Source organism: Flavobacterium sp. DG2-3 (genome assembly GCF_030730925.1).
Lineage (GTDB): Bacteria > Bacteroidota > Bacteroidia > Flavobacteriales > Flavobacteriaceae > Flavobacterium.
On record NZ_JAVAMB010000018.1, the window covers coordinates 19087 to 38231 of the forward strand.

Annotated in this window: 12 protein-coding genes; 2 read left to right on the forward strand and 10 right to left on the reverse strand. The window is 34.9% G+C overall.

What is annotated here, in order from left to right; genetic code table 11:
- Positions 1 to 3: 3 nt before the first annotated feature.
- The 9 genes from Q9Q97_RS19245 to Q9Q97_RS19285 form a co-directional block, all read right to left on the reverse strand.
- On the reverse strand, positions 4 to 3354 hold the full coding sequence (locus tag Q9Q97_RS19245; RefSeq protein ID WP_306160077.1) for a SusC/RagA family TonB-linked outer membrane protein: 3351 nt from the start codon (positions 3352 to 3354) through the stop codon (positions 4 to 6).
- Positions 3355 to 3370: 16 nt separating this feature from the next.
- Positions 3371 to 4480: a FecR family protein gene (locus tag Q9Q97_RS19250; protein ID WP_306160079.1), complete on the reverse strand. Its 1110-nt coding sequence runs from the start codon at positions 4478 to 4480 to the stop codon at positions 3371 to 3373.
- A 66-nt stretch (positions 4481 to 4546) separates the two neighbouring features.
- Positions 4547 to 5146: an RNA polymerase sigma-70 factor gene (locus Q9Q97_RS19255; protein WP_306160081.1), complete on the reverse strand. Its 600-nt coding sequence runs from the start codon at positions 5144 to 5146 to the stop codon at positions 4547 to 4549.
- Between the two features lie 922 nt (positions 5147 to 6068).
- Entirely contained in the window at positions 6069 to 7418 is a 1350-nt protein-coding gene (locus tag Q9Q97_RS19260; RefSeq protein ID WP_306160083.1) for a DUF3526 domain-containing protein, read from the reverse strand.
- Between the two features lies 1 nt (position 7419).
- Entirely contained in the window at positions 7420 to 8871 is a 1452-nt protein-coding gene (locus Q9Q97_RS19265) for a DUF3526 domain-containing protein (RefSeq protein ID WP_306160085.1), read from the reverse strand.
- 5 nt (positions 8872 to 8876) lie between these two features.
- Positions 8877 to 11330, reverse strand: coding sequence for a TonB-dependent siderophore receptor (locus tag Q9Q97_RS19270; RefSeq protein WP_306160086.1), 2454 nt, complete (start codon positions 11328 to 11330; stop codon positions 8877 to 8879).
- A gap of 27 nt (positions 11331 to 11357) precedes the next feature.
- Positions 11358 to 12053: an ABC transporter ATP-binding protein gene (locus tag Q9Q97_RS19275; protein WP_306160088.1), complete on the reverse strand. Its 696-nt coding sequence runs from the start codon at positions 12051 to 12053 to the stop codon at positions 11358 to 11360.
- Positions 12054 to 12256: 203 nt separating this feature from the next.
- Complete coding sequence (locus Q9Q97_RS19280; protein ID WP_306160090.1) at positions 12257 to 12607, reverse strand: hypothetical protein; 351 nt, start codon at positions 12605 to 12607, stop codon at positions 12257 to 12259.
- 137 nt (positions 12608 to 12744) lie between these two features.
- Entirely contained in the window at positions 12745 to 13176 is a 432-nt protein-coding gene (locus tag Q9Q97_RS19285) for a DUF1810 domain-containing protein (protein WP_306160092.1), read from the reverse strand.
- Between the two features lie 360 nt (positions 13177 to 13536).
- On the opposite strand from Q9Q97_RS19285, the gene Q9Q97_RS19290 reads away from it, so the two are divergent.
- A complete protein-coding gene (locus Q9Q97_RS19290) occupies positions 13537 to 14286 on the forward strand; it encodes a 4-hydroxy-tetrahydrodipicolinate reductase (RefSeq protein ID WP_306160094.1) in 750 nt (249 codons plus the stop codon).
- A 633-nt stretch (positions 14287 to 14919) separates the two neighbouring features.
- On the opposite strand, the gene Q9Q97_RS19295 is transcribed toward Q9Q97_RS19290, so the two are convergent.
- Complete coding sequence (locus tag Q9Q97_RS19295; protein ID WP_306160096.1) at positions 14920 to 16197, reverse strand: acetyl-CoA C-acetyltransferase; 1278 nt, start codon at positions 16195 to 16197, stop codon at positions 14920 to 14922.
- Positions 16198 to 16441: 244 nt separating this feature from the next.
- On the opposite strand from Q9Q97_RS19295, the gene Q9Q97_RS19300 reads away from it, so the two are divergent.
- Entirely contained in the window at positions 16442 to 18892 is a 2451-nt protein-coding gene (locus Q9Q97_RS19300; protein WP_306160098.1) for a TonB-dependent receptor, read from the forward strand.
- Positions 18893 to 19145: the final 253 nt, after the last annotated feature.

Sequence of the window (19145 nt, forward strand, 5' to 3'; positions counted from 1 at the left end):
TTCTTAAAATTTAGCAGTTACTCCAAGCGAAATTGTTCTTGCCTGCGGATAGATATAACTATACTCTCGAATTCCGTTCATTCCTTTTGGGCTTTTTTCTTTATACCAATACGCCACATTTGTAGCATCGGCAAAAACAGAAAGAGCATCCAGAAAAGTATTTTTCAGTGGCACATTATAGCTTAAATTAATGTTACTGATTCTGATGTACGTAGCATCATAAACATATTTGGTTAAGTTGTTAAGAATTGGCGAAAGTGTTACTGCTGATTGTGAAACGTTGTCTCCAGGATTTCTCCAATAATCATATGCATTTACAGAAAGATTTCGGTTTGTTGTTACATTATATTGATCTATAAGAACACTTGAAGCCAAGAAGTCACCGCCAATTTGATAATCGCCTCTAACCGATAAAGTAAGATTATTGTAGAAAGTAAAAGTGTTGTAAAAACCTCCGTAGGCATCGGCTTGTTTATCTCCAATTGGTTCCCAGTCGGCAACAGTGAAGAGTTCGTTATAGGTTTTTGCATCGTAAATCTGACCATTTTTTTGAACCAAATCTCTTCCAGTTGCAGGATCTACACCAACCCAGTTTATTCCCCATAATGTTGTAGTACTGTAGCCTACTTTTTGTGCCAATGCAATATTAGCTTCAGAATAATCGCTTCCTAAACCTTTTAAATCGGTTACTTTACTGTCTATTGTCGAAATATTAAATGCTGTTGTCCATTTAAAAGCGTCGGTTTTTATCCATTTAATTCTTGTAGTAAGCTCAAAACCTTTGTTATACATACTTGCGGCATTTAATTGTACCGCACTATAACCCGTTTCTGTCGGAATATCTCTTCCAGCAATTAAATTGCTTTTATTGTCATAATAATATTCTAATGTCAATTCGATTCGCTTGAAAATATTAAAATCAAATCCAGCATTGAATTTTGTGTTTTTTTCCCAACTTAATCTTCCATTTGGTGCAGAACCTGTAGTTGCCCCAATAGAACCATTATATCCATTTTGGCTAATGTTGTACAAACCTTTTGATCTGTAAGAGCCAATTTTAGAATTTCCTGTTGTACCATAACTCGCTTTTAATTTCAAGAAATCAATCCAAGAGTTAGACTCTAAAAAGTTTTCATTGCTAATGATCCATCCAGCACCTAAACCTCCGTTATGAGCTACATCAGTATCGTCTCCAAAAACAGAACTCTGATCGCGACGGTAATTTGCCAATAAAAAATAGCGTTTTTTATAATTGTAATTTACCTGTGAGAATAAAGAAACTCTAGAATTGTAACTGATTTCATTTTTATAAGTCTGACCATCTTTCGATTCATCTTTTGGCGTATCCGGATTGTCATCTCTTATGGCATCTGTAACAGCATTAATATGATCAGGTTCTAAAAACCCTACACCAGATTTATAATTGAAATCGGTTTTATCTTCAGCCAATTCAAAACCTACAACACCGTCAATTTCATTGTTTTCATTCAGTTGTTTATTAAATAAAGCTTGTCCTTGCCAGTTCCATTTAGTTGAATTTCTTTCATTTATAAGACGGCGTCCCCAAGCGGAATGCGTAATTCCGTCCAAAACAAAAGTTCCATTAAACTGACCGCTTTCATTCGCCGCAGAAAAATAGCGATCTTGATCTTTATCTGTATAATCCATACCGAAAAGCGTCGAGAATCGAATGTTTTCGTTGAGTTTATAAGATAAATTTAAACTTCCTAAAAGGCCAAAAGTCTGCGCTTCGTTTTTGTTTTGTTCAATGGCCGCCAACGGGTTTCCTCTAGTTGCACCGCTTAAGCCTAAATCGGCATATGATCCGTCTGCGTTATAAACGGCAAGAGTAGGAAGGTAGGCAAAATTATAAAAAATGTTAGGCGCATCTTTTTGGACAAAACTTGGATTAAGCATTAAATTAATATCCCATTTTCCTGAGCTGTATCCTAAATTAATTCCTGCATTTAATTGCTTAGTCTCGTTTCCAATCTGCGGTTCATCAACTTTTGTGTAACTAACGTTAGTGCGGTAAGAGAATTTAGAAGTAGAACCCGAAACATTGAAATTATATTTGTTATAAATTCCCGCTCTGTTCAGAATATTAAACCAATCTGTATTTATTCCGTTGTAAGCAACAGGAACATAACCATTTGTAGTATTCTTCATGAATTCATTTCGCAATTCTGTGTATTGTTCTCCGTTTAAGTATTTAATTTGATTAATAGCAGAAGAAACCCCTAACTGATTAGAAAAACCAAATTGCGTTTTGCCCTTTTTACCTTTTTTAGTTGTAATTAAAATCACTCCATTTGCTCCGTCGGCACCATAAATACCTACGGCAGCAGCATCTTTTAAAACAGAAATGGTTTCAATGTTTTCTGGAGCAATTTTCATTAAAGGATTGGCTAGATTTTCAGAAAAATCGCCGCTTCCATTAAACAAACTGCTGTCAATTGCATATTCTTCGCTCATTACAACACCATCAACAATAATAAGTGGTTGTGATGAAGTTCCAGTAATTGCTCCGCTTAAAGAAGACAAGGTACCTTGACCGCGAATATTAATTTTTACGGGACCGCCAATGCCAGAAGTATTTTCTACCATAACTCCAGCAATTTGACCCGTTATCATTTTATCAAAACTTTCAGAAGCTTGTTCAACAGCAATGTCTTTTGCTTGTAATGTCGAAATACTTCCAACAATTTCTTCTTTTAGTTTTGTAGTTCCATAAGAAGAAGTAATAATTACTGGATTTAATTCGTCTGTAACTTCCTGAAGATAAAATACAAAATCTTTTTTATAACCAGCTGTTTGCGATTGCGATTCCATTCCTAAATAAGCAACTTCAAGAATCTGGTCTTTAATATTATTTCCTTTCAATTCATAAGCAAACTTTCCGTTAGCATCGGTTATAGCGCCCATTCCAGTTCCGCTTATGCGAATAGTCGCGCCAGGAAGAGGCTGTCTATCTTTTGCACTGTAAACAGTTCCTTTTATAACACGCTCCGTTTCTTGAGCAGCATCATTAGATCTGTCAACACGACTAGCATCTGTAAGCAAAACTTGCTTTTTCTGAATATAGTACGAAATATTGGTGCCTTTTAATAACTTCTTTAAAACAGTTTCTAAAGCCGCATTATCAACATCCAAATCGGCTAATTGTTCTGTATCTACTTTTTTTGCGTTATAAATAATTCTAAAATCACTTTGTTCTTCAATCGATTTTATGATAGAACTGATTGGTTTATTTTTAACATGTATGGTTATTAATTTATTCTGCGAAAAACCTTTAAAACCGGATATAAGGAGGGTTAAGAAAAACAAAGTTTTTCTTAAGTTATTGGGTATCATTAAAGTCATGTTTTATTTAGTTATGGAAAATTGGCGTAATTGTAATTGTTTTTTGTTTAATAGAATAATTAAAAGGCGTGTCACGTTTTAGCAGGTCTAAAATGTTTTCGACACTAGATTCGCTAATTTTAATGGTACCCGTAAAATTCTGTCTGGCCAAATCAGAATTTTCGTTGATAATCTCAACGTCGTAGGTACGCTGAATAATTTTAGCGATTGTAGAAAATGGGGTGTCTTTAAAAGCAAGTTCGCCTTTTGTCCAGGCAGCGTAAAAGGCAGGATCGACTTCTTTTAAAACCAGTTTTTTTGAATTATTTTGCCATGTCGCCATTTGGTTTGGCTCTAGCAAAATAGCGTTAGAAGGATTAATAGCTTCAGACATTCGGATACTTCCTTCAATTAATGTACTGTTAACTGTAGGGTTTTCAGGATAAGCGCTCACATTAAAAGTTGTCCCGAGAACTTCAATATCGGCCTGATTCGCATGCACGATAAACGGATGGGTTTTGTCTTTGGCAACTTCAAAAAATGCTTCACCGGTTAAGTAGACATTTCTGTTTCCGTTTAAACCAAATTGTTCCGGATAACGCAAAGTTGTTCCCGAATTTAAACTCACAACAGTACCATCTGAAAGTTTAAGTTTGAAACGTTTTCCGTATGGAACCGAAAGTGTATTGTAAATTACTTTCTCATCCTGAACTTTACCAAAATAAATAATTTGAGTCGGAAATTTTTTGGCAACCAAATCGCCTTTGTCATTTAACAAAGTAGTCTGCGTTTTTCCAGAGAAATATTCCATACGGCCGTCGCCTAATTCTAGAACAATTTCTTTTGGAGTTTCAGATTTGCTGTTAAATAAGTAAAAAGTCGTTCCTAAACCCAGAAACACTAGAAAAATCGCAGCGTACTGTAAATACGATCTGATTTTGTTTTTTGGCTTCATCTGGATTACTGGAACAGTTTCAATAGATAAATCAGAAGTAAGAGTGGTTAATGCCCAAATCTTCTTCATTTTTATAAATTGTTGCTTGTTTTCTTCTGATGCTTCGATCCAGTCAAAAAGTGCCTGAACTTCTTGTTCTGAAGCTTCGTTAGAAAGGTATTTGGTTATTATTTCCGATGTCATATATGCGTTTTAAAACTTCTCGCCATTATAAGTACACTTCAGAATTAAAATACCCTACCTTTATTCTTAATTATTATAAATAAGGATAAAAATTAAGAACAAATAATCGGATAATTTCGTCTTTAAAATCTTCAAAGCCTTTGTCATATGGGCTTCTACAGCTTTTAAAGAAACGCCTAATTCTTCTGCGATTTCTGCATTTTTTTTATTCTCAAAGCGTTTTTTTATAAAAACTTCTCTGGTTTTTGGTGGCAAATCACTGATAGATTCCTGAATTATACGTTCTAATTCGGTTAGCTCTAAAGTGTCAAACTGGATTGAATTTAAAACTTCGATATCCAATTCTCTTTCTTTGTGGTTTAAGAGGTCATTTTTGAATTTATCCTTTACTTTATTGTGGCGAATTAAATTCAAGCATTTTGATTTGGCATACGTAAATAAGAAAGCTTGGATTCCGTTAACAGATTCCACATTTTCTTTACTTTGCCAGAGGTGTAGTAAAGCTTCTTGAGCGAGGTTTTCAGCTTCGTCCTGATCATAAATGAATTGGACACTGAAAGATTGGATTCTTCTGAAATATTTATCGTAAAAAAACTTAAATGCAGTTTCGTCGCCTTCCTTAAAGGAATGGAAAAGATCTGATTCGAAACGGGCATTATTATTCATTAAACGAAATTTACTAAGGGAAAAGCAATATTAAAGTAAATTTTAAAAAATTCTCAATTTTGCTCAGAAAGCGGCAAATATAAAAGTTTATTTATATTAATTCTAAATAAAATAAAATTATTGAATGTTTCTCGAAAAATTATTCAGAAAAGGTTTGGTTTAGGTGTTTTTAAATGTTTTTTTACCGCAAAGGGCGCAAGGATTTTTGATATGCTAGGTCTATAAATAAACGCAAAGTTCGCAAAAAGCTTTGTGGGTACGTTTTGTGATTTTCTTTGGGAATAATTTTTTTTCTCGCAGATTTAGCTGATTTTTGGATTTTGTTACGGTTGAAAGATTTACGCAGATTTTCCCAGATTATGTGGATCTTTTTATTTTTTTAAGCTCAATAAATAAAGGTAGAGCAAATAAATTTTAGGAGTCAAGCAGATTTTGTTGCAGTTAAAAAAATCTGCGCAAATCTTCTCATCTCAATAAAAATCTCCATAATCTGCTAAATCTGCGTAAAAAAAAATCTAGATAAAGAGTAAAAAAATAACCGCAAATATTTTGAGTATTTTATTGCTTTTGAAAGATTTACGAAGATTTTTAAATAAACGCAGAGTAAATAATTTTTTGGAGATTAAGCAGATTTTGTTGCAGTTATAAAAATCTGCGTAAATCTCCTCATCTTAATAAAAATCTCCATAATCTGCTAAATCTGCGTGAAAAAAAATCTAGATAAAGAGTAAAAAAATAACCGCGAAGAACAAAAATTTATCGCAAAGTAAACAATGAGAAATTTCTTTGCGAACCTTGCGTAAATCTTTGCGCTCTTTGCGGTTAAAAAATAATTTAAGCAGTCGTAAGACTTTCTTTAAAAAGCTTTCACAGCTCCCAAATTAAAATGAACTTATATCACTTATATGGTTAAAAAAAAAAATTAAACAGTCTTACGATTAAAATTAAACCATCCAAAACCAATCAAAAGTAGATTGAATATCATTAATGGAAGAAACGCTTTTGCAAAACTTATTTTTGTGCTGTCGCTAAAAGTTTCCACTTTAAATTTCCCCCAATTTTCCTTTTCTACAGCTGCATTGTCAAATATTTTTGGATAGAAATACAATCTCAGTTTTTCGTGAAATTTAGAAGTTTCTTTCAAAAATAAAAGCTGATTTCCTAAATCGGCATGAGCAATTTCGTTCAGTTGCAATTGTGTGTGCAGTGTTGGGATAAATTGCGCAATGTTTTGACTGGCAAGGTTTCGCTGTTGAAGTTTGCTTTCTAGTTCTCGAGATTGCACAGCCGATTCGTCGTCACCCATTTGCTGCATGGCATAATACCAAAGCCAGGTGAATTCTTTGTCTGCCGGAATTTTATACGATCTAAACTGCGGATAATGTTTGTAAAACTTCTCCATTGTCTCATTTTTGTCCGTATCCCATTTTTCATGATACGCATTTCGCTGTTTCAAAGTCAGTTCCAAAGCTTCTGGAACTTTATATTTCGTAACGATATAAGCATTAATTCCAGCAGGAACAATAATAATTAGAAACAGCCATATCGTTAGCAAAATGACCGCATTAAAATTGGAATGCTTTTGCAGAGAAACAATAAAGAAACAAACGGCAAACCAGAATAGAATATACAAAATGGCAAGTCCGTAAAAGATAAACAAAGAGGTATCGAATGGAATATTTAAGAATAAAACCGCTATAAAAAGCAAAATACTAAGTAGTGCGATAAGACTTAAAATCCTGACATAGAATAGTTTTAAGATATAGAAAAAAGTATTCTGGCTTTGCGTTGCTACAATTTTCCAAGTGCCGCTTTCTTTTTCCTCAGAAATAAGATTGTAAGAGAAAGCAATAATCAAAAGTGGAAAAAGATAAATAAGAACAAAACTAAAATCAATATTTCCAGCCAAAAGATTATTCGGATTATTAAGCTCAGAATCATATTTCTGGCCTTCTAAACCGCGAATCGTTACATTTTGAATGGATGGATTAACATCGCGCTGTCCAATGGCTAAACTGTTTATAGGCAATGTTATATTGACTAGCGAAAATTTGATGTAATACAACAAAAGTCCGATTTCGTCTTTATGAAATGCCGCATTTCGGGCAATATGTTCTTTCTGATAAACCGATGCCTGTTCGATAGTCTGGAGCTGTTTATCCTGAAACTGTTTTCCGATTAATAAGCTGATAAAACCAATGAAGAGTAAGAAAAGCAAACCAATCTTAGTGCCTTTTGATCGAATGAAATTTTTGAATATTAATGATAACATATTAAATGGCTTTAAGTTTTTGTGCTGCAATTCGAATTAAAATGAAAAGAAGTGTAATCCATAAAAAAATAGAGATGATCGAAATGATTTCGTTTTCCAGAACTGTTCCAATTTTTTTAGGTTCATAATGAAAATCCTCAACGTCTGCCCAATGTTCCTTACTGATAGAATACGGTTTGTCTGTTGCTGAAGGCTTTTTATTGCTGATGTATTTGATTTGCAAAGCATTCATTTTCTGAGCCATCATATAACGATAATCTTCCGCTTGCTGCTGAAAATCAACATAAGATTCATAATCAGTATTCGAAAGTCCCATAGATAGATTTTTCATTGCGATGTAAGGATTCAAAAAAGAAACCGTTTTAGAAAAACTATTCTGTTTTTTGTAAATCTGAAGCAATTCGGCTAAATGTTCATTGTAAATTCTAGAACTTATTTTTTCGCCTTCGGTCATAATAAAACCAGAATAATTGAATGGAAGTTTCTGTACAGAATCGACTTTATAAACGCTTAGAAGCGAATCTTTTATCGCTTTATAATGCGGATCATTCGGATTATGACTATCGCCTTGTTTTAAAATATCTTTCTCAATATCGCTAGTAAACTGGATTTTTGAAGGCGCTTGATAAATATAAGCTCCAATGGCTTGTGTGGTTCTTGGAAGAATAATCGTAAAAAGAAGCCAGATGCCAATAAGCGTGATAAGTGCTTTTTTGGAAGTTTTGCTAATCGCGGAAACTAAAACGGCAATAACACAGAAAAATAGGAGATAAACCAAATGAAAAAGGACAAATAAAAGCATTTTAAAGGTTTGATCTACCGTGATAGAAAAGTCTTGAAGCAGTAGCCAAACGAATATTAAAATAACGATAGCAGGAACAAAAAGCATCACAATAATACTTGCAATTCCTAATGTTTTTCCAATTAAAAGCTGTTTCCAGTTGATTCCCTGCATTAAAAGTATTTTTAAAGTACCATTTTCGCGTTCGTAAGCAATCGAATTAAAACCTAGAAAAAAGATTAGCAAGGGTAGTAAAATCTGCAATACCAAAGCTATGCTGATTTCACCAAATCGGAGCATGCTGTTAGAAAAGCCAGCTTCAGAAAAATTGGCTGTATTTTGCTTGTGCGCTTCCAGAAAAATGGCATTTCCAAAAAAAGGTTCCATTCCGAATTCAAAAACACTTAAAGGCGTGCTTTTTCTGAAAGCAAAATTCCCGTAATGCGCCATTCTATGCGGATTCTTATCTGGATTTTTCAACCAGTCTTCTCTCGATTCGTGCTGGTATTTTTCGCTCGTTTCGTTTTGGCTTTTGTAGTTTTCCCAACCCGAAAATGTGGCGTATAAAAGCAAAATGCCTATAAAAATCGTGATGATAAAAACAGCGGAGTTTTTAAAAACAGAATGCCTTAAATGTTTGGCAATTAAAAGTTCTGAATGTAATATTTTCATATAAATTAGAATTTATAAGTTACGGTAAGGCTCGCATTTCTTGGACTTCCAGGAAATAATCTCAAATAGTTTTGAGCGCCTAACCAATAGGTTTTATTAAGCAGGTTTCCTGCATTTACAGCAATTTGTATATCGCTATTATTGGGTTTGTAATAAAGAGCAGCATCAAAAATGGTAAAGTCAGGAAGAGTGAAATCTCTAGTAAACCAAGGCACTTTACTGCTTTGGTACTGCATTCCGAATCCAATTCCGAAATCGTCTAGAACAGAATCTGAAGCAAAGTTGTATCGCGTCCATAAATTGGCGCTGTTTTTTGGCGTGTTTTGTTTTCGCTGTCCTATTAATGAAGCATCTGCATCATTGGTAATTTTAGCATCGATATAGCTGTACGAAACGTTAATTTGCCAATCTGGAGTAATATATCCAGCTAAATCACATTCGAAACCACGGCTTCTTTCTGAACCTCTCGTTACCAATAAATCTGGATTTACAGGATCATTGGCATTCATCAAAATATTACGCTGATTGATTTCGTAAACCGCAGCATTAAAACTTACGCTATTATTGAAGAAAACAGCTTTCATCCCAAATTCTTTTAAATCACTTTCTAAAGGTTTAAAAAGACTTCCGGCAGGCAGACTTCCCGTTTGCGGCATCAAAGTAGTGGTGTTCGATTGTGGCTGATAGCCTTCTAGATAAGTCGTGTAAACGTTTATCTCGTTGTTTATGGCATAAGTAACGCCAATTCTTGGCAATAAAGCTGATTTTTTAACGGTCAATTCATTATTGGTTTCATAATTAGTAACATCCTCAAACCATTCGCTTCTTAATCCCAATAAAAAACGGAATTTTTCCCATTGAATCTCATCCTGAATATAAACCGCATTGGTTGTTGTAAGAGCAGAAGGAAGCGCTGTACGGACATTTAAAACATAAGATTCTGTATCTCTTAAAGCGTACGAAGGATTATTCAAGTCAAAGAAATTGACATTTGGTTTTGGCAAAACAACGCCGTTTACTGTAACGGTCTGATAGTTGGAAGCATTTGCAGGAACAAAAGAACTGGCTACAGTGCCATCATTCAATAAATAGCCTCTCGCGGCATTTTGTCCGCCTCCTAGATTTTTATTCCAACTGCTTAAATCGTAACCTATCAATAGTTTATGATTGAGTTTTCCTGTCTTAAAGTCAAAGTTGAAATAAGCGCTCAAATTATCAATATCCCAATATTGTTTGCGTTGTACGTACTGCATCATCGCCAGACTTGTAACAGGCTGATTGTTCATATCTACCGCAAAGCCGTTTGTGGTGCGGTGCTCTTGAAGATCTTCTGTCCAAGTTTGTTTCATATACGAGGCATTGAAACCAATTTTTGACGAAAATTTATGCGCTAAATTCGTCATGAAAATCATTTCTTTCGACTTAAAATAATCGCCAGAAGCAGCCAGATTTAAGCTTATTGGCGTTTGTTTTAAGTTGGTTACACCAGCAACAGCGCCAAAAATAGGCTGTCCGCGATCTAGTGTTCCAGTCATGTCGCTCAGAATCAGTTCGGTGTTAATTGCTGTTTTCTCATTTGGAACATAACTGAACGATGGAGAAATTAGAAAAGACTTATTATTTACAAGATCTCGAAATGATTTCGCTTCCTGATATGCTCCGTTTACTCGGTATAAAAGTGTTTTGGATTCGTTTAAAGGGCCTGTAAAATCTAAAGTACCACGAATCGTACTGAAACTCCCAACCATCAGACTTACTTCTTTTCGGTCGGTTGCCAAAGGTTTTTTGGTCACCATATTAATGCTTCCTCCTGGATCGACAGAAGAAAACGTAGCACTAGAAGGCCCTTTTATAACTTCGACACGCTCGATATTGCTTGTTAAAGGCTGTAAGAAATAATATTGACGGGTTCGCATTCCGTTAATAATCTGGCCTTCTTCATTTTGACTAATTCCTCGAATTGTATATTGATTGTAAAAACTTGAAGGAATAACCCCGCTTGCCATTTTAACAACATCGGCCAGATAAATAGCGCCTTTATCGGCAATTAGCTCTTTTGTAATGCTCGAAATAGATTGCGGAATATCTTTATTTAAAGAAGCTGTTTTGGTTGCCGAAAACGAATAATCGCTGTTGTACTTTCGCGTCGAGCGACCAACAATTTCAACCGTTTGCAATTCATTTCGGTCAATATTTAATTCAATGTTTAAGAAATCGGAACTCGATTTTAGCTGAATGGTTTTAAAACCCGCAGCAGAAATTTGAAGCGTTCCTTGTCCGTCCAATGAAAAAGCTCCATTATGATCGGTTGTAGTTTCTTTATTCGAATTTAATAACTGAATAAAAGCATTCGGAATCGGTTCTTTAGTTTCTGCATCAATAATTTTTCCGCTGCTGTTTTGAGCATTTAGAAAAGAAAAACTGCTTACTAAAAATAGTAAGGAAAAAACATGTTTCATGGTATGGAATGGAAATCTAGGTTTCCTTTAAACCGTTTGTAAATACAAATTTTCTAATTCGTTTGCCGAAATTTTTTCCGCTTCAATTACGGTTACCAAATTTCCTTGTTTCATAATTCCGATATGAGAAGCCACTTCGCGCGCTCTGAAAATGTCATGAGTTGCCATTAAAATCGCTGTTCCGTCTGCAGAAAGCTCTTTTAAGATTTGAGAAAATTCGTTAGAAGCCTTAGGATCTAAACCGCTTGTAGGTTCGTCCAGCAAAAGCACTTTTGCTTTTTTGGCAATAGCAATCGCAATTCCGACCTTCTGGCGCATTCCTTTAGAATAACCACCCAAATTCTGATCGTGTGCTTTAGGTTGCAATCCTGCTTTGTTTAAAAAATAAGTAAGTTCTCCTGTAGTGTATTTAAAACCTGCGAGAGAAGAGAAAAATTTTAGGTTTTCCAATCCGGTCAGATTTGGGTAAAGTATTACCGTTTCTGGAATGTAGGCAACAAATTCTTTCGTTGTTTTGGCATTTAATGTAACCGTTATATCGTTGATGGTTAAAGTTCCATCGGTTGGCTCTATGAAACCTAAAAAGAGATTAATTGTAGTGGTTTTTCCAGCACCGTTTTGACCTAAAAGCGCGAATATTTCGCCTTCTTTAATCGTTAAATTTAAAGCATTCAAAGCAGTATGATCGCCATATTTCTTGGTCAGATTTTCAGCTGTAAGCATAGTGGTATTTTATTTGGATTAAATATTTGGAAATAATAATTCAGACTTCAGAACATACAGATTAGCATGCCTGAAATTCTTTTTTTTGAAATGAAAGGGAAAGTCTACAGTTGATTATCCGCGAAAGCGAAATAAGAAAACACAAAATGCTTCCTACTCTTTGCACTCAAAGCGAAAGTTTCTAAAAAAAGATAATCAAGTGACTAGAATAGAGCAGGAGGTGCCCTTAAAGCAAATAAACTGCCTTTGAAGAATGTGGAAACCGACTGCGTAAAAACATAGATCGGCTTAATGGTTATTTCTATTTTTTGAAAAACTACCGTTTGAAAAGCATTCGGAATATAAGTGCTAAAAGCAAAATGACAAATATGGCATTGCGTATCTGTCGCGTGGCTGTGCGTTATTTCCTTTTGATTTTCGCTGGTATGATGTTCACAAGGTTTTTCTGAAAACTGTTTAATAACATGCTCATAGGAATGTACGGTCTGAAACAGCATTGAGGCCAATACTATTAAAGACATTAAAAAATTAACAGCGATAATTCTTTTTTTCATTCCAGATTTTTCTATCCGTTTTTTATTATATTAAAACGCAACAGTGTTGCAAAGGTAGCGATCTAAATTTTAAAACCTAAAAAATAGGCGATAATTTTAAATTTGATAACATTGCAAAGCCTTATTCTACGCCCACTTTACAGGTTATTGTATAATAATTGAAGGGTATGAAAATCGGATGAACCGTCAAAATGTTTATGAAGGACTTCCTGAAAAATAGACTCTGAATTTTGTACGCTTGCAAACAAAGTCATGCAAGATTGCAATCTTTCTACATCAAGACTTTCGAAAATATCAGAAACATTTTCTTCTTTTTTAATAAGTTCTGAAGTGATTTCTACCAGATGCTTTCCTAAAATAGGGTGTTCTAGAAAAGCAATTGCTTCGTCGGCATTTTTGATTTCGTAAAATTTGGATGTATCGCTTGAACCCATTCCTTTTATCTGCGGAAAAATAAACCACATCCAAGGAGATTCTTTTTTGCCATTTTTGATTTCGTCCAGAGCTGTTAAATACAATTTGTTTTGAGCATCTAAAAAACGAAGTAATTCATTGTTATTGTAAGCCATTATTTACGATATTAATTTGGGGATATCAGGTGATAAATCTAGTTAAAATATGTTTACTTGTATGTGATGAAATCTTTTTTTTAAAGTCATTTTTTAACATTTTCGACGGAATAATTTAAAAGGATGATTAGATGCAAAATAGCATGTCGGAATTTTGTATTAACAGAAAAAGTAGTATTAATAATGGTTTTTATTGTTATAAAACAAAGTTTTTGTTGTCTGTTCTGTTATGATTTTCCTATTTTTATGGACAGACGTTTTTACAACTGTCGCAAAAAATAAAATTAGGATGATATTGACCTCTTTACAATATCAATATTTTCAACCGGGCATACTTCGCCTATAAAAAAATAAATGCTTATGAAAATAGGATTAATCGGATTCGGAAAGACTGGAAAATCAGTAGCTTCAATATTATTAGAAAATAACAAATTCTGTTTAGAGTGGGTTTTAAGACAAAGTACTGTTTTAGAACACAGATCGGTTCCAGAATTTTTTGGAGTGGAGTCAGAAGAACCCGGCTTAATCTATTCTAGTTCAAAAACTTCAATAGAAGAATTATTAGAAAAGCATCCTGTTGACGTTATTATCGATTTTTCGTCTCATCAGGGAATTTATACGTATGGAGAGGCTGCGGCAAAAAAAGAGGTGAAAATTATTTCGGCGATTTCGCATTATAAAGAGAAAGAGCTGGCATTTCTTAAAAAATTGGCTAAAAAAACTACTGTATTTTGGTCGCCAAATATTACGTTGGGTGTAAATTATCTTTTATTTGCTGCGAAATTTTTAAAGAAAATTGCGCCGTGGGTTGATATCGAAGTGAATGAAGAACATTTTAAAACCAAACAAGGAACGTCTGGAACAGCAGTAAAAATAGCCGAAGCACTCGATGTTGACAAAGAAAATATTAATTCGGTTAGGGCAGGAGGAATTGTCGGAAAACATGAAGTTATTTTTGGTTTTCCTTTTCAGACTGTGCGTTTAATACATGAATCTATTTCGAGAGAAGCTTTTGGAAACGGTGTTATTTTTGTTGCCGAAAATCTAAAAGAAAAAGAAAAAGGCCTTTACAATTTTGAAGATATTTTGTCTCCTTATTTTACGGTTTAGTTTTTTTGAAGGTGCTAAGGTTCTAAGATGCTGAGATGCTAATGTTTTTGCCACAAAGACGCTAAGACACGAAGATTTTATTGTAGACATTGTATTGTAGGAGACGCGCTGCAGTGCGTCTACGCAACGAGAGCAAGTACCTGAATGGTTTAAATCTCGCAAAGACGCAAAGACGCGAAGTTTTTTTATTTGTAAGGCATTAAGTTCTAAAGATGTGTGGGAAGTTAATAATCTCGCAAAGACGCAAAGTCGCGAAGTTTTTTTTTTATTAAGATTACAAATTAAACCTGACAGGTTTTAAAAACCTGTCAGGTTTATTATGGCTAATGATATGCTATGTCGAGCTACTTGCGGAGATCCTTCGTTCCTCAGGATGACAAACGTTATGTTAATTTAATTTACAAGATCTCCAAAATCAGCGAGAGAATTAAACTTAGCATCTTCGAAAATCAAAAAAAACTTTGTGCCTTAGTGTCTTCGTGGCAAAAAACTTACCACCTTCAAAAAAAAACTTTGCGACTTTGCGCGATTATAATTTTATCTCAATTCTTTACAAATTAAAAACCTTAGCGTCTTAGTGCCTTCGTGGCAAGAAAAAACTTAGCATCTCAGAACCTTAGCACCTTAAAAAAACTATTTCTCAATAATCATCGTAACCCCTTGTCCACCTGCAGCGCAAATCGAAATTAATCCTCTTCCAGAACCTTTTTCGTTGAGCAATTTGGCCATTACACCAATAATTCTTCCGCCAGTTGCAGCAAAAGGATGCGCGGCTGCTAAACTGCTTCCTTTTACATTTAATTTATTCCTGTCAATTGCTCCTAAAGCTTTCTTTAAACCGATTTCTGCACTCAATTCTGGACTTTCCCAAATTTTTAAAGTGGCTAAAGTCTGAGCTGCAAAAGCTTCGTGAATTTCGTAATAATCAAAATCCTGAAGATTTAGTTCTGCTTTTTCCAACATTCTAGAAACCGCAAATAACGGCGCCAATAAAAGATTCTGCTGATTTTTAACGTATTCTATGGCAGCAATTTCACCAAAAGTGATGTAAGCCAATATAGGAAGTCCTTGTTCTTTTGCCCATTCTTCGCTTGCCAGAAGAACACAAGAAGCGCCATCGGTAAGCGGAGTCGAGTTTCCTGCTGTCAATGTTCCGTTTACTTTATCAAAAGCAGGTTTAAGCTTTGCCAGTTTTTCTAGAGTAGAATCGGGTCGTAGATTGTTGTCTTTTGCAAGACCGTTAAAAGGAGTAACCATATCATCAAAGAAACCTTCATCGTAGGCTTTTGCCATATTCAAATGACTTTTTAATGCCAATTCATCTTGTTCTTCGCGAGGTATTTTATAGTATTTTGCAGTAATTTCGGTATGTCCGCCCATAGAAAGTCCAGTTTGAGATTCTTCATTTCTAGGAACCAAAGGCGTAAAATCTTTTGGACGAAGTTTCAAAAACGTTTTAATTTTTGCCCCCAACGATTTGGCCTGTCTGGCTTCTAATAACGTTTTTCTCAATTTCTCGCTTACCGCAATTGGCATATCGCTAATAGAATCAACACCTCCAGCAATTCCAGAATCAATTTGTCCTAATGCAATTTTGTTGGCAATATAAAGAGCGCTTTCAATTCCTGTGTCGCAAGCCTGCTGTAAATCGCAAGCGGGAGTAGCAGGATCTAGAGAAGTTTTTAGAACACATTCTCTAATAAGATTCATATCGTACGAATGCTTTATCACGGCACCACCCGCAACTTCGCCTAAAAGCTTTCCGTTCAAATTGTATTTATCAATAAGACCATTGAGCGCTGCGGTCATCATTTCTTTGTTTCCGACATTAGAATAAGCAGTATTAGCTCGTGCAAAAGGAATTCTGTTATAGCCTACAATGGCAACTTTTCTTATGGTATTTGATTTCATACAAAGTGTTTTTAAGTGGATATATTTTGAATTTTTGGAATGATAAAGATAGAAATAGAATTCGGTTTAAAACTTAATGTAGATTAATATTGGAAAGAAATAACTTAAAAAATAGGGGTTTTTAAATTTATTTCTTTGTTAAAGTATTACAAATTGTTAGATTTATTTAGAACGAATAAAAATAATTTGGAAAACCCAATATTTGAAATTACTTTTGCCGAACAATTATAAAAATCAATCCAAAATGAAAATAATTTTTAATACCAAAGCTTACTTTTTAGTGCTGCTTTTAAGTTCATTGCAAATGATGGCACAGCAGGATTTTGGGAAAGTAGCTGGAAAAATTTCGTTAAGCGGTAATACTGCTGCCGAGAATATCTCAGTGACGTTGAAAGGAACCAAATATTCTGACGTTACTACAGTTTCAGGACAATATGAAATTACAAGAGTAAAACCAGGAACTTATACAATTGTGGTTCGTGCAGTTGGTATTGCACCAATAGAAGATAAAGTTGTTGTAACAGCAAAACAGACTACAACTAAGAATTTTTCATTAAACGAAAGTCAGGAAGATCTTCAAGAAGTTGTCATTACAAAAAATAAATACAAGCAAGACAAGCCTTCCATGTCTTTACGTTTGCAGACACCAGTACTTGAGATTCCACAAAACATTCAAATTGTAAGTGCTCAAACTTTAAAAGACCAGCAGATTACAAGTATGAGTGATGGTGTAATCCGTAACGTGAGTGGTGCTGTACGTTTGGAGCACTGGGGAGATTTGTATACTAATATTACAATGAGAGGCTCTCAAATTCAGGCTTTTAGAAACGGATTTAATGTTGTTTCTTCTTTCTGGGGACCTTTAACAGAAGATATGAGTTTTGTAGATCACATCGAATTTGTAAAAGGACCAGCTGGATTTATGCTTTCAAGCGGTGACCCAGCGGGATTATACAATGTGGTGACTAAAAAACCAACGGGAGTTACAAAAGGAGAAGTTAGTGCTTTGGTAGGAAGCTACGATTTCTACAGAGTAAGTATAGACCTTGACGGAAAATTAGATAAAAAAGGAAAATTATTATACAGATTTAACGGAGCGGCTCAGAAAAAAGGTGCTGTACGTCCGTTTGAACACAATGACCGTTATGTAATTGCTCCAGTAATTTCATATCAGTTTGATGACAAAACAAAATTAACATTTGAGTACAATTTCCAATATGCAAATATGACTGAAGTTGGTTCTTACTATGTTTTTGGACCTGAAGCGGGCGGATATGCTACATTGCCACGCAGTTTTACAATGACAGCTCCTGGATTGCCAGATACTAATATTCAGGATCATAGCGGTTACTTGCAATTTGAACATAAGTTCGATGATAACTGGAAATTGACTGCACAAACTTCTTATTTCAAATATATTCAGCAAGGGTACAGCTCTTGGCCTGGGGTTGTAGGTCCAGGGCCTGCTGACAGAGATTTTGATGGTGTTCCTGAAGGAAATCTTGCTTATGGAGAAATCATTAGAAACGTTGGAATCTGGGATGCTGAAAGTAATATGTATTTAGGACAGATTTTCGTAAACGGAAAATTCAATACAGGATCTGTAAGCCACAAATTATTAGGAGGAGTAGATTTAGGAAGCAAAGATTATGCTGCAGATTGGGGACAATCTCATGATTTAGATACTGTTGACAATCCTTTTAACGTATACAATCCAAATTACGGAACGCCTTCAAACGGTTTCCCACAATTTGATCATACAACGCCGCTTTCTATTAGAGCAAAAAATGCAGGAGGTTTAATGAGTTCAGAATATGCAGCTGGATATATTCAGGATGAATTAGGTTTCTTCGAAAACAAATTGAGATTAACTCTTGCTGCTCGTTACACTTGGTTGAGCCAAGCAAGCTGGGGTGGAGATCCAATCTCAGACAGCCATGTTACGCCTCGTGTTGGTTTAAGTTTCTCTATTAACGAAAGCACAGCAATTTACGGATTGTACGATCAAGCTTTTACGCCTCAAGCTGGAATTATTAAAAACGGCGATAAAGTAAAACCGCTTACTGGAAATAATGTTGAATTTGGTATTAAAAAAGACTGGTTTGACGGATCTTGGAGTACTACTTTAGCAGCTTACAGCATTTTAAAGAAAAACGAATTAACATCTGATCCTGCAAATACTCCGGGAGAACAATATAGCGTTGTTTTGGGAGAAAAAAGAGCACAAGGAATAGAGCTTGATTTAAGAGGAAAACTTTTTGACGGAATGAATCTTATTGCTAACTACGCATTTACAGAATCTATTGTAAACAAAGTTGATCCTGCAGTATCTGCTGCAACAGGAATTAATGAAGGAGATATTGTTCCAGGATATTCTAAACATGTTGCAAATGCATGGTTAAACTATACCGTGCAGTCTGGAAAAATTAAAGGTTTTGGAGCTTCTATCGGTGGAACTTTCCTTGACGGACGCCAAACAGATACTTGGAGCGAAGGACTTCAAAGATTGCCTTCTTACTTCAGACTTGACGGAGGTTTATCTTATGAAATTGGTAAAGTGAAAGTTACAGCAAACGTATTTAATATTTTAGACAAATACTTATACAGCGGTTCATACTATTCTTGGTTAAGTGCTTACTACTGGCAAGCAGAACCAGGAACAAACTTCAGAGTTGGTGTATCTTACAAATTCTAATATGGTTTGTTTTCGTTGAAAAATTACAAATCACAAAAAAAAAGCATCTGTTAATTCAGGTGCTTTTTTTTTGAGGTTCTAAGGTGCTGAGATTCTAAGATGCTAAGGTTTTTTCCTCTTTTTTGTCATCCCGAGGAACGAGGGATCTCCATGAGTAGCTCGGCAAAGATTGTCGATTTAGATTGTGGAGTTTCTTGTGGAGATCCCTCGTTCCTCGGGATGACAAACTATGCGTAAAAATGCGTAAAACAAA